Source organism: Streptomyces sp. NPDC090077, from assembly GCF_044747545.1.
In the GTDB taxonomy this organism is placed as follows: domain Bacteria; phylum Actinomycetota; class Actinomycetes; order Streptomycetales; family Streptomycetaceae; genus Streptomyces.
The window spans coordinates 118,496-130,868 of sequence record NZ_JBIVEG010000007.1 but is presented as its reverse complement, the minus strand read 5'-3'; the positions used below and the strand labels follow the sequence as shown (position 1 = coordinate 130,868).

Sequence of the window (12,373 nt, the reverse complement as noted above, 5' to 3'; positions counted from 1 at the left end):
TCAGTTGGTGGTGGCGGTCTGGCTTTCCTGTCCGATCCGCTCGACCCAGTAGAGCTGCTTGTGTCCGCGGTCGTCGAGGCTGTCGACGACCTTCTGGGCCTCGGCCCGGGTGGGGTAGCGGCCCACCCGGTAGCGGTTGCCGTTGTCGTCCTGACGTATGACCAGCCATGGAAGCAGGGCACCGCTGTCGGTCATCGCGCTTCACCCTCCGCCGCTGTACCTGCCCAGGAAACCGCATTGCGCATATGCCCGAGCTTACGCCCGACCTTTACTGAGCGGATACGGTTTTTCACGAAGAGGTACCTGGGGGGCGTACGCATCCGGCCAGGCGTACGAGCGGGTCGTGCGCGCCGGTCCGGACCCGGCGCACGGAGCACACCGGCGGGTGGGCGGCGTGGGGGCGGCCGCGGCGGCCCCCGCCCCACACTCGAACAGGGGTCCGGGGCGCGCCCCGGACCCCTGCGATACGACCGAAAACCCCGCGCTTGGCCTGTTACCGGACAGGCAGGTGGTACGAGAGGCGGTAGCGGTCCGCCGGCACGACCACGTCCGCGGTCTCCACGGCGCGGCCCGAGGCGAAGTACGTGCGGCTCACCACGAGCACCACGTGCCCCGGCACCCCGCCCAGCGACATGATCTCCTCGGCCAGGCCGGGGCGGGCCCCGACCTCCTCGACCACGTTGTCCACGACCACGTCGATGGCGGCCATCCGGTCCACCACCCCCGAGCCGCCGAGCGGCCCCTCCTCGGGCAGCATCACCGGGGTCCGGCCGGTCACGGCCAGGGGCTCCCAGGAGGTGGAGAGCATCATGGCCTCCCCCGCGTCGCGGAAGACGTACCGGGTGCGCATGACCCGGTCCCCGGGCTCGATGCCGAGGCGCTGCGCGATCCGGTCCGGCGCGGCCGTCTGCTCGCTGCTGGACTCCCACGTGCCGCGCGCGCCCGCCTCGGCCTGCTCCTGGCGGAACGGCGTCGAGGCCCCGGACGTCCGGTAGCCGGAGCGGGCCACCCGCCGGGGCACGGGCTGCTCGCGCACGTAGGTGCCGGACCCGGAGCGGCCCTCCACCAGCCCCTCGGCCATGAGGACCTTGCGCGCCTCCAGCGCCACGGTGTCGGAGACCCCGTACTCCTCGCGGATCCGGGCCTGGGAAGGGAGCCGGGCGTGCGGGGGCAGGGAGCCGTCCACGATCTTCCGTCGCAGATCCCCGGCCACGCGGAGATAGGCCGGCTGCTCACCGAAAGTCACGAGCCACTCCCATCAGGTTGACAGACAGCTACACCCTGGCAACCGACGGTTGAGCAGCGCAAGCACGGGCCAGAGTTTCACTCGATGTGATGAACCCAGGTCACTCAAACCCGTTACCACGCGTTACGCAGAGGACCTCAGACGGACTCCACCGAAGGCCCCCGCCCGGACCCGCCCGGACCCGACTCCAGCCACTGCGGCACCCGCGTCGAGAGCCCGTACGAGCCGCGCAGCGCCTTCTCCGTGTCCACCGACAGCGCCGCCAGCGCCGCGTCCCACGCCCGCTGGAAATCGGCCGGCCGCGTCGCCCGGGCGGCCCGCTGCCACTCCTTGCGCGCGGCCGCGAGCTCCTTGAGCTGGGCGACCGCCGCCGGGCCCGTGGCCTCGCGCGAGGTGACGCCCTGGAGCACCCGCTCCTCCGCCGCCAGCGCCTCGTCCACGCCCCGCGCCCACTTCTGGTGCTCGCCCAGCGCCTCGTCGAGGTCCCGCTCGGGAGCGCGCCCCAGCGCCTGGTCCACCGTGTTCAGCGCGCTCAGCAGGGTCACCTGGTCCGGCGTCAGCATGCCCGCATCCTTGCGCAGACTGCCCTTGTGGTCCTGCGTCGACGTGCCGACCAGGCACAGGAGCCGGCGGTCGCCGGACTGCCAGCCGTCCGGCGAGGGGGTGAAGTAGAACATCTCCGCGTAGTCGGGCAGCGCCCACGAGTCCATCGCGTACGCGTCCTGCGCCTTCCAGCAGGTGTCCGTGGACGTCTCCTTCAGCCACCCCTTGCCGGGGTAGGGGCCCGGCCTGAGCGTCGTCGCGGACGTCACCTCGGCGTCGTGCACCCGGTCGCAGCCGACCCGGTAGGTGAAGCGGGCCTCGTCCAGGAGGTCGCCGCCGGGGACGTTGAAGCAGTCGCCCACGCGCAGCTCGTCCATGCCCGTCAGCCGGCCCTCGACCTCCTCGGGCGCCGGCACCCCGCCCAGCGCGCCGGTGAAGTGCTCCGCGTACCGGGTGACGCCGACGGTCAGGACCGCGGTCGTCAGCAGCGACACCACCAGGCCCGCGACGGCGAGGGCGCGGCCCCTCTCCCCCTTGCGCGCGATCTGCACCAGCGCCACGACGCCGAAGACGATCCCGAGCGGCGGGAAGCACAGCAGCCCGACCAGCAGGGAGGCCAGCGCGAACCCGTTGAGTGCGGGCGGGTGCCCGTACGACGGCGGCGGTCCCCACACCGGCGGCGGCGACGGCGGGGGCCAGGAGTGGCCCGGGCCGGCGGGGGGATGTTGCGGGGGCGGGGTGCTCACGGGGTGAGTGCTCCATCACGGGCGGCGCGAACGAATGCGCGAAATAGTACGCAGCGGGGGCGACCGACTAGTCGGTCGCCCCCGCGTTCATCGCGCGATCCAGCCTGTTATCGCGCCCCTCGCCACCCGGTCACCCGGGCGGAGGACCTGGACTCCGCGCCTGCCGTCAGAACTGCAGCGCCCAGGAGTCGATCTTGCCGGTGTCGACGTTGGCGTTGTCGTTCACCCGCAGCTTCCACACCCCGTTGGCCACCTCGGACGAGGCGTTGACCGTGTAGGAGCGGATGATGTTGTCGGCGCTGCCGCCGCTGCGGTTGTGCAGGTTGTAGAGCGTGCCGTCGGGGGCGACGAGGTCGACCTTCAGGTCACCGATGTAGGTGTGCTTGATGTCGACCGAGACGCTCAGCGCGGCCGGGGCGTTGCCGGGGATCCCGCTGACGGTGACCGGCGACTCGACGGTGGCGTTGTCGTTGACCGCGTAGTCGGCGGTGTTCTCGAACTTGGTGCCCGGGTTCGGCGGCGTGGTGCCCGCGCCCACGTTCAGCAGCCGGTTGGGGGATCCGGTGCCGGGGCCGGTCACCACGTTCGGGGTGGCCGCCGCGACGAGGCCGTCGCGGACCTGCGCCGGGGTGCTCGCCGGGTTCTGCGAGAGGTAGAGGGCCGCCGCGCCGACGACGTGCGGGGTGGCCATCGAGGTGCCCGAGATGGTGTTCGTCGCGGTGTCCCCGGTGCCCCAGGCGGAGGTGATGGAGGAGCCCGGCGCGAAGATGTCCAGGATGCTGCCGTAGTTGGAGAAGCTGGACTTGGCGTCGGTGTTGGTGGTCGAGCCGACGGTGATGGCCTCGGCGACGCGCGCCGGGGACTTGCTGGAGGCGTCCGTGGACTCGTTCCCGGCCGCGACGCCGTAGGTGATGCCGGCGGCTATGGAGTTGCGTACGGCGGTGTCGAGCGCGGAGTCCGCGCCGCCGCCGAGCGACATGTTGGCCACGGCCGGCTTGACGGCGTTGCGGGTGACCCAGTCGATGCCGGCGACCACCTGGGCCGTCGTGCCGGAGCCGTTGTTGTCGAGGACGCGGACGCCGACGATCTTCGCCTTCTTGGCCACGCCGTACGCGCCGCCGGCGACGGTTCCGGCGACGTGCGTGCCGTGGCCGTGGCCGTCCTGCGCGGTGTTGTCGTTGTCGACGGCGTCGAAGCCGTAGGAGGCGCGGCCGCCGAAGTCCTGGTGCGTGATGCGGACGCCGGTGTCGATGATGTACGCGGTGACGCCCTCGCCGGCCTTGTCGGGGTAGGTGTAGCTCTGGTCGAGCGGGAGGGCCCGCTGGTCGATGCGGTCCAGGCCCCAGGACGGCGGGTTGGGCTGGGTGGCGTCGACGGTGAAGGTGCGGTTCTGCACGACCGACTGCACGGCCGGGTCCGCGGCGAGCTTTCTGGCCTGCGCCTCGGAGACCTCGACGGAGTAGCCGTTGAGGGCCGCGCTGTAGGTCCGGTCGATCCTGGCGCCGTACCGCTTGGCGACGGCCTTGCCGCTGTCCGCGGTGGAGCGGGCGGCGGAGTCCTTCAGGGTCACGATGTAGCTGCCGGGGACGGCTCCGGCGACGCCGGCGTTCTCGATGACGCCCTGGGGGCCGCCGTCGGCCGCGGAGGCGGGTAAGGCGGCGGCCGCGCCGAGCGCGAGGGCGACGACGGCGGTCGCGCTGACGCCGGCGATCCTCCGGCGGGTGTGACGCATCACGGACATGTGGGGGGTCCTCCTCGTAGGGGTGGCGTGGGTGCCGGGCGGCGGTGCGCGGACATGCGGAAGAACTCCTTTTAAGCATGTCCATGACAACGAATCCCGCCCCAACGGGCCGCCGTCCCCGAAAGGTTGACCCACCCCCGCGCCATCCCACAAGAGCACAACGGGCGCACCATGGACGCGTAACATCCGTGCCATACAACGGCCATGAACGAGCAAAGGTGCTCAGCACATGACGCACGCACTTCCTGGTTACGTCTGCCCCGAGGACGGCACGCACGCGGACGTGCGGACCGCGCCGTGGTGCTGCCCGCTGTGCGGGGGCCCCTGGGACCTCGACTTCGCACCCGATCCGGCCATCCCCCTCGAACCGGCGGCGGGACCCCACTCGCTGTGGCGGTACGCGCCCGCGCTGCCGCTGCCGGGGGCGTTCTCGGTCTCGCTCGCGGAGGGGCACACCCCGCTGGTGCCGCTGGCGGAGCGGATTCACGCCAAGCTCGACTTCCTGATGCCGACGCTGTCCTTCAAGGACCGGGGCGCGGTCATGCTCGCCGAACTGGCCCGCCGGCTGGCTCCGGAGCGGGTGATCGCCGACAGCAGCGGCAACGCGGGGACGTCCGTGGCGGCGTACTGCGCGCGGGCCGGGCTGAGTTGTGAAGTTTTCGTGCCCGAGGGCACCTCGGAGAAGAAGACGGAGCAGATGCGGGCGCACGGGGCGTCCGTACGTCTGATCGCGGGCGGCCGGGAGGCCACGGCGCGGGCCGCGCGGGCGGCGGCGGACGAACCGGGGGTCTTCTACGCCAGCCACGTCTTCAACCCGTACTTCCTGCACGGGACGAAGACGTACGCGTACGAGATCTGGGAGGCCCTCGGCGGGCGGCTCCCGGAGGCGCTGGTCGTACCGGTCGGCAACGGCACCCTGCTGCTGGGCGCGGCGCTGGCGGTGGAGGAGCTGGCGCGGCACGGCGTACGTCCGCCCGCGCTGATCGGGGTGCAGGCGGAGGCGGTGTCCCCGCTGGCGGCCGCCTTCGCGGCGGGCGCCGAGGACGCCGACCCGGTCCCGCAGCTGCCGACGGCGGCGGAGGGCATCGCGATCCCGGCCCCGCCCCGGGCCCGGCAGATCCTGGCGGCGGTCCGCAAGTCCGGCGGCACCTTCCTGACGGTCCCGGACGACCGGTTGCGCGAGGCCCAGCGGGACCTGGCGCGGCGGGGCCTGTTCGTGGAGCCGACGGCGGCCGCCTGCTGGGCGGCGGTGGCCCCCGGCGCCCCCGGCGACCCCCTGCGCGGGCGCACGGCGGTCCTCCCCCTGTGCGGCGCGGGCGCCAAGACGGGACTGGCCGCTTCCTGAGGGTCCCGAGGGCCCTGAGGGGCAGAGGTCGGAAAACCGCCAGCCGGGCGGGGCCGGATCTGTTCAACTGACCCCATGACCAGCAACCTTGACCTCGCCGCCCGGGCCGCCGCCTTCACCGCGCTGCACACCCCCGCCGCCCCCCTCGCCCTCGCCAACGCCTGGGACGTCGCCAGTGCCCGTCTCGTCGAGGCCGCCGGGGCGGCGGCCGTCGCCACCACGAGTGCCGGGGTCGCCTGGTCGCTCGGGGCGCCCGACGGGGACTTCCTCGCGCGGGACCGGGCGCTGGAGCTGATCGCCCGGGTGGCCTCGGCGGTCTCCGTGCCCGTGACCGCCGACATCGAGGGCGGGTTCGCCGCCGACGCCGCTGGGGTCGGGGAGACCGTCGCCGGGGTGCTGGCCGCCGGGGCCGTCGGCATCAACATCGAGGACCGCCACCGCGCCCCCGCCGAGCAGGCGGAGCGGCTGGCCGCGGCCCGGGCCGCGGCCGACGCGGCCGGGGTGCCGCTGTACGTGAACGCCCGCGTGGACACGTACCTCCTCGGGCTCGGCGAGGAGTCCGCCCGCCTGGACGAGACCCTGTCCCGGGCCGCCGCCTACCTCGCCGCCGGCGCCACCGGCGTCTTCGTGCCCGGCGTCACCGACCCGGCCACCGTCGCCGAGCTCGCCAAGGGCGTCGACGGCCCGCTCAACGTGCTCGTCGGCCCGGGCGCCCCCTCCGTCGCCGAGCTCGGCGCCCTCGGCGCGGCCCGCGTCAGCCTGGGCTCCTGGGTGGCCGAGGCGGCCTACGCCGTGGTCCGGCGCGCCACCGAGGAGCTGCTGGCCGGCGGCACGTACGGCTCCCTCGCCGGATCCCTGCCGTACGGGGAGCTGAACGCCCTGCTCAAGGGCTGAGATATCGAGAAGCGTGCATCGGACACCGACCATAGGATCCCGGCATGGGCACCTCGACTCCGACCGACAGCACGGACGCCAGGGCGGACGCGTCCCGCCGCACCACCGGGGCCGTGTGGTTCGCGCTCGCGCTCGTGTACGTGGTCTGGGGATCGACCTACCTCGGCATCCGGATCGTCGTCGAGACCATGCCGCCCTTCCTGTCCGCCGGGGCCCGCTTCATCACCGCCGGCCTGGTGCTGGCCGGCATCGTCGCCTGCAAGTTCGGGCCGGGCGCGCTCAGGATCACGGCCGCGCAGGCCCGCTCGGTGGTGCTGGTCGGCCTGCTGCTGATCCTGGGCGGCAACGGCCTGGTGGTGCTGGCCGAGACCTCGATCCCGTCCGGGCTGGCGGCATTGCTGGTCGCGTCGGTGCCGATGTGGGTGGTGGTGCTGCGCGCCGCCACCGGGGACCGGCCGCCGCTGCGCACCCTGGCCGGGGTGCTGGTGGGCCTGGCCGGGCTGGCGGTGCTGACCAGCCCGGGGCTCAGCGGCACGGTCCACCTGGGCGGGGTGCTGCTGGTGCTGGGCGCCGCGCTGCTGTGGTCGCTGGGCTCGTTCTCGGCCGGGCGGCTGCCGCTGCCGGAGAATCCTTTCACCGGCTCCGCGTACCAGATGCTGGCGGGCGGGGTCGCCGGGGTGGTGGTGGGGCTGCTGCGCGGCGAGCAGCGCGGCCTGGACCCCGGCTCCTTCTCCACCGCCTCGTGGGTGGCGCTGGGCTACCTGGTGCTGATCGGGTCGGTCGTCGGTTTCACCGCGTACGCGTGGCTGCTCCAGGCGGCGCCGCTGTCGCTGGTGGCCACGTACGCGTACGTCAATCCGGTGGTGGCCGTGGCGCTGGGGGCGCTGATCCTGGACGAGGCGCTGACCCTGCCGATCGTGCTGGGCGGCGCGATCGTGGTGGCGGCGGTCGGCGTGATCGTCAGCACGGAGCGCCGCAAGAAGTAGGCCGGCTCAGCCCTTGGCGGCCTTCTCGTAGAGGGCCTTGGCCTTCTCGTCGTAGAGCGCGGCCGTGGAGTCCACGTCCGTGTCGCCGCCGCTGAGCACCCCGATCAGCCGGCCCGGCTGTCCCGTGCCGCCGCGGTCGGCGATCCAGGGGCTGCCGCTGGTGCCGGTCCAGAAGCCCGAGCAGCTGATGTACAGCATGTCGGGGTCGTCGAGGTCGTGGCGGGTCTGGGTGGTGCAGGACACGGGCTTGTTCTGCGGGTTGTGCTCGGACTCCGGGTAGCCGACGACGGTGACCTCGCGCTCGTACCCGGAGGTCCAGTCGGGTGCGGGGGCCTCGTTCGTGCCGCCGACGGCCTCCTGCACGCTGCGGCCGTCCTCGTCGGGCTCGATGGTGAGGAAGGCGAAGTCGGCGGTGTCGTCGCCCCATTTCGTCCAGCGTTCGTCGACGTGGACGGAGCGGACCTTCCACACGCCGAGGGGCTGGGTGCCGGAGCCCTCCCCGGAGAAGGCGGGCGCGAAGGAGAGCTCGCCGATGGCGAGGCCGTCGTGGGCGACCTCGCCGGGCACCCCGTCCTCGCCCGCCGGGGCGACGCAGTGCGCGGCGGTCGCGACGACGTTGCCCCGGGGGCTGTCGACCACGCTCGCCGTGCACCAGTGCTCCCCGTTGGCCATGAGCACGCCGACGGTGGGGAAGGGGTGCACCGGGCGCTCGCCGGGCGCCTTGAGGAACGCGACGGCGCAGACCATCGCGATCCCCGCGGCGGCGGCCGCCGTCGCCCCCTTCACCACGGGGCTCATCGCACGGCGGGGTCGGGTGTCGGTCCCTGCATCACCTTGCTGATCCACTCCAGGGAGCCCTCCCTCATTCCTCGTACGTACGACTTTCCGTTGTGCTCACCATCCTGGATCACCTGGAGCCGGGTGTGCACGGGGCCCCTGCCGTACTCGCGCATGAACCGCTCGGCCAGGTCGCGGCCGCTCTCCTTGGTGCCGATCTGGAAGTTGATCCAGACCTCCGGACCACCCTCCTTGATCAGCTTCTCGGCGAGCTTCTCGGGGTTGTTCTCGTCCATGGCCTGCCGGTTCCCCTTCCACAGGGGGGAGTCGGGGACGAAATCGACGCCGCTGGCGATGACCGCCTTGAAGCGGTCGGGGTACTTCAGGACGTGCTTGAAGGCGCCGAAGCCGCCCGAGGAGGAGCCCATGAAGGCCCAGCCGTCGCGGGAGGTGAAGGTGCGGAAGTTGGCCTTCGTGAAATCCGGGACGTCATCGGCCATCCAGGTGCCCATCTTCGGCTGGCCGGGGATGTCCGAGCCGTCGAAGTGGTGCTTGGTGTCCGCGTTGATCACCGGCATGACGAGGATGAAGGGCAGGCTGGTACCCGCCTTGACCCCGTCGATCACGGCCTGCTGGAGCCCGAGGCCGGGACCGGTGCCCCAGTAGTTCTTGGGGTAGCCGCGGCCGCCGGGCAGGGAGATCAGCACCGGGAAGGCGCTCTTGGCGTACCGGGGCTCGTCGTACTCCTTGGGCACCCACACCCACACGTCGCCCGTGAAGCCGGACTTCTGGCCGGTCAGGGTGGTCATCGCGATCTGCGTGCCGTCCGGCAGCCGGCTCGTGCGGGTGAACTCGGCCTTGGGCCCGGTGGGCATCAGCACCCCCGGGCGGATGTCCTCGGCGGTGGCCGACTCCTGGATCTTGCCGAAGGAGACCGGATCCCCTATGTCCGAGAAGAGGCCCGCCTTGTACGCCGCGCCGCCCCCGGCGGCGAGGGCGAGCGCGAGTCCGCCGCCGATCAGGATCTGGCGCCTGCGGGGGCGCCGGGGGCGACGGCCGCCCTTGGTCGTGGGGCCGCCGTCGCCTTGGTGGTCATACTGCACGGATTCGTTCCCGTTCCTTCTCCGGCGCCCTGGTTGGGCGCGGGTCGGACCGATTGGTCCCCCTTAACACCTGTACAGAGGTGTGAACGACCGTATGGGTTGCCTGGGACCGGGGCGACGTGGCGAGGGCCACGTGGCGGAGTCCGGCGACGGTCCGGGGAGGGCTGCGGCCTGCGGGAACGGGAAGGCTTTCGAACGTACGGGGGCGCGGTCAGCCCGCGGCGGGCACGGGTCCCTTCATCACCTTGCTGATCCACTCCAGCGAGCCCTCCTTCATGCCGCGCACGTAGTGCCAGCCGTTGTGCTCGCCGTTCTGGATGTCGCGGATGGTCGTCTTGACCGGGCCCTTGCCGTACTGCTCCGCGAACTTCGTCATCCGGTCCTTGCCGGACTCCTTCGTGCCGACCTGGAAGTTGACGTAGACGTCCGGGCCGCCGTTCGCGATCAGCTTCTCGGCGAGCTTCCCGGGGTCGTTGGCGTCCATCTCCGCCTGGTGGCCCTTCCAGAGCGGGGAGTCGGGGGTGGTCTCGCCGCCGCTGGCGATCACGGCCTTGAACCGGTCCGGGTGCTGGAGGAGCGTCTTCATGCCGACGAAGGCGCCGGAGGAGGCGCCCATGAAGGCCCAGCCGTCGCGGGACCGGTACGTACGGAAGTGGGCGCGGGCGAAGTCCGGGACGTCCTCGGCGATCCAGGTGCCCATCTTGGGCCGGCCGGGTATGTCGGAGCCGTCGTAGTAGTACTTCGCGTCGGGGTTGAGCACGGGCATGACCAGGACGAAGGGCAGGCTGGTGCCGGCCCGCACGCCGTCGGACACGGCCTTCTGGAGGCCGAGGCTGCGGTCGGCCCAGTAGTTGGCGGGGAAGCCGTTGCCGCCGGGCAGGGCGATGAGGACCGGGAAGGCGCTCCTGGCGTACTTCGGGTCGTCGTACTCCTTGGGGGTCCAGACCCAGACGTCGCCCTCGAAGCCGGACTTGGCGCCGGCCAGCCGGGTCCTGGACACGACCGTGCCGTCGTCGAGCGTGGCGGTCTGCCGGAACTCGGACCTCGGGCCGGCCGGCATCTGCACGTCCGGGTCGCCGCTCGGCACGGGCGCGGCGGAGGGCTCCGCCGGCTTCGCGGCGGAGGACGGGGTGGCGGCGGACGGTCCGGGCCCGCCGGGGCGGGCGGCCCCGTCGCCGGAGGACCGGTCCCGGTCCGGGCCGGCGCAGCCGGCCCCGCCCAGGAGCAGCGCGCAGGCGATGCCCGCGCCGGTCCAGCTCGCGCGCCGGGACCTCCTGCGGCCCCGCCCCGGCGCGGGCCGACGGCCGGACGACTGCTGCGGGTACTCGTGCACGGACTTCGCTCCGAACGGTCGGGCCCGCCCCGGGAGGGGCGGTGCGGGCGGGGCGGTGCGGGAGGACTCCCCCACCCCTGCTGATGCGCGGATCCTGCGGGACGTTCCCGGCCTGCGCGGAAACCCGGCCGGAACATCCGGTTTCCGGCGGCTCAGCGCAGGGTGTCGAGCACCTCGGCACAGCGGCCCAGCAGCTCGATGAGCTGCGTCCGCTCCTGCTCCGTGAGGGCGGCGGCGAGGGCGGTCTCGACGCGGACGGCGCCGGTGTCCGCCAGCTCCATCGCGGCGCGGCCCTCCGGGGTGAGCCGGGTCTCCAGCACGTTGCGGTGCCACTCGTGGGGGGTCCGCTCGATGAGGCCGCGCTCGTGGAGGTTCTTCAGGACGGTGTTCATGGTGGGCGGCGTGACCCCGCAGAGCCGGGCGAGGGCGGCCGCCGAGATGCCCGGCTTCTCGGCGAGCCAGAGCAGGGCGGCGTACTGCGGAACCGTTACTGCGGCCGGCTTGCACGCGGTGTTCTTCGCCGCGAGGAGCGCCTGTTCGGCGCGCTTGATGTGGGCGCCGATGCGCTCCTCGGGAGGCATGGAGGTCATGGCCGCATCCTATGACCCTTGCCAGTCATTAGAACTCTAATTACTCTGCGAACACACCGATCAAGAAGGGTTCATCCATGCGCATGCGTTCTCATGGCCTGGTCACCGCCGCGGCCGTCGCCCTGGCAGCCGTCCTGACCACGGGGGCCGCCCCCGCCCCGGCTCCCGCCGCGCCCGCCGTCGGGACGGCGTTCACCCTCCCCGGCTCGAAGGTCTACCCGGAGGGCATAGCCTCCGACCCCCGCACCGGCACGGTGTACGTCGGCTCGTACGCGGACGGCACGGTGTACCGCGCCCGCCCGGGGGCCCGTACGGCCGAGGTGTTCCTCCCGTCCGGCACGGACGGCCGGCGCACGGCGAACGGGCTGCACGTCGACGCGCGGGGCCGCCTGTGGGTCACGGACTCCACGGCCGGGGTGTCGGTGTACGACACGAGGACGGGCGCCCGCCTGGCCCGCTTCGACACCGACGCCGCCGTCCCCCACTTCGTCAACGACCTGGTCGTCACCCCGGACGGCACCGCCTACCTGACGGACAGCGTCCGCGCGGTGATCTACCGGGTCACCCCCGGGCAGCTGCGCGCCGGCTCCGGCCCGCTGACCGTGGCGTACGACCTGAGCGGGCACGTCACCCCGCCGCCGCCCGGCAAGCTCACCCTCAACGGCATCACCGCCGACCGGGACGGCCGCTACCTGCTGACGGTCGACATGACCGCGGGCGAACTGCACCGCGTCGACCTGCGCACCGGCGCCCTGAGCCGGGTCGCCCTGACCGGCGGCGACCTCAAGGCCGCCGACGGCCTCCAGCTCTCCCCCTCGGGCACCCTCCGGGCCGCCCACAACGTCACCAACACGCTGACGCGCTGGCAGCTCACCGAGGACGGCACCCGGGCCCGTCTGACCCGCACCCTCACGGACCCCTCGCTCCAGATCCCCACCACCCTGGCCCACGTCCCCGGCCGCACCCTGGTGGTCCGCTCCCAGTTCGACAAGATGGGCCTCCTGGGCCCCACCACGGGTACGCCCACCACCTTCTCGGTGGCCTCGGTCCAGGGGTGGTGACCCCTCAG

Annotated in this window: 12 protein-coding genes; 4 read left to right on the top strand and 8 right to left on the bottom strand. The window is 73.0% G+C overall.

Translation table 11 applies throughout. From position 1 onward, the window contains the following. From ACIPW5_RS14730 to ACIPW5_RS14715, 4 genes are all read right to left on the bottom strand, one after another. Positions 1-195 (bottom strand): SPOR domain-containing protein, encoded by a 195-nt coding sequence (locus tag ACIPW5_RS14730; protein ID WP_125598320.1) that lies wholly within the window; start codon positions 193-195, stop codon positions 1-3. Between the two features lie 298 nt (positions 196-493). Beyond that, on the bottom strand, positions 494-1,246 hold the full coding sequence (locus ACIPW5_RS14725; protein ID WP_401244628.1) for a GntR family transcriptional regulator: 753 nt from the start codon (positions 1,244-1,246) through the stop codon (positions 494-496). Between the two features lie 137 nt (positions 1,247-1,383). Beyond that, entirely contained in the window at positions 1,384-2,535 is a 1,152-nt protein-coding gene (locus ACIPW5_RS14720) for a septum formation family protein (RefSeq protein WP_401244626.1), read from the bottom strand. 166 nt (positions 2,536-2,701) lie between these two features. Further along, a complete protein-coding gene (locus ACIPW5_RS14715) occupies positions 2,702-4,276 on the bottom strand; it encodes a S8 family peptidase (protein WP_401244624.1) in 1,575 nt (524 codons plus the stop codon). Positions 4,277-4,505: 229 nt separating this feature from the next. Here ACIPW5_RS14715 and ACIPW5_RS14710 point away from each other — a divergent pair, with 229 nt between their 5' ends. From ACIPW5_RS14710 to ACIPW5_RS14700, 3 genes are all read left to right on the top strand, one after another. Continuing rightward, positions 4,506-5,621, top strand: a complete 1,116-nt coding sequence (locus ACIPW5_RS14710; RefSeq protein WP_401244622.1) for a pyridoxal-phosphate dependent enzyme — start codon at positions 4,506-4,508, stop codon at positions 5,619-5,621. A gap of 75 nt (positions 5,622-5,696) precedes the next feature. After that, positions 5,697-6,515, top strand: a complete 819-nt coding sequence (locus ACIPW5_RS14705; protein WP_401244620.1) for an isocitrate lyase/phosphoenolpyruvate mutase family protein — start codon at positions 5,697-5,699, stop codon at positions 6,513-6,515. 44 nt (positions 6,516-6,559) lie between these two features. After that, complete coding sequence (locus ACIPW5_RS14700; RefSeq protein WP_401244618.1) at positions 6,560-7,501, top strand: EamA family transporter; 942 nt, start codon at positions 6,560-6,562, stop codon at positions 7,499-7,501. Between the two features lie 6 nt (positions 7,502-7,507). On the opposite strand, the gene ACIPW5_RS14695 is transcribed toward ACIPW5_RS14700, so the two are convergent. From ACIPW5_RS14695 to ACIPW5_RS14680, 4 genes are all read right to left on the bottom strand, one after another. After that, positions 7,508-8,299: a trypsin-like serine peptidase gene (locus tag ACIPW5_RS14695; protein WP_401244616.1), complete on the bottom strand. Its 792-nt coding sequence runs from the start codon at positions 8,297-8,299 to the stop codon at positions 7,508-7,510. Further along, a complete protein-coding gene (locus ACIPW5_RS14690) occupies positions 8,296-9,381 on the bottom strand; it encodes an alpha/beta hydrolase (protein ID WP_401244614.1) in 1,086 nt (361 codons plus the stop codon). Before ACIPW5_RS14690 ends, ACIPW5_RS14695 begins: the two co-directional genes overlap by 4 nt. Positions 9,382-9,592: 211 nt before the next feature. Next, positions 9,593-10,714 carry an alpha/beta hydrolase gene (locus ACIPW5_RS14685; RefSeq protein WP_401244612.1) on the bottom strand — a complete coding sequence of 374 codons (1,122 nt, stop codon included), beginning with the start codon at positions 10,712-10,714 and terminating at the stop codon, positions 9,593-9,595. A 152-nt stretch (positions 10,715-10,866) separates the two neighbouring features. Continuing rightward, the gene (locus ACIPW5_RS14680; RefSeq protein ID WP_401244611.1) at positions 10,867-11,304 is read right to left on the bottom strand and encodes a MarR family winged helix-turn-helix transcriptional regulator; all 438 of its coding nucleotides are present in this window, start codon (positions 11,302-11,304) and stop codon (positions 10,867-10,869) included. Between the two features lie 77 nt (positions 11,305-11,381). On the opposite strand from ACIPW5_RS14680, the gene ACIPW5_RS14675 reads away from it, so the two are divergent. Further along, positions 11,382-12,365, top strand: a complete 984-nt coding sequence (locus tag ACIPW5_RS14675; RefSeq protein ID WP_401244609.1) for an SMP-30/gluconolactonase/LRE family protein — start codon at positions 11,382-11,384, stop codon at positions 12,363-12,365. Positions 12,366-12,373: the final 8 nt, after the last annotated feature.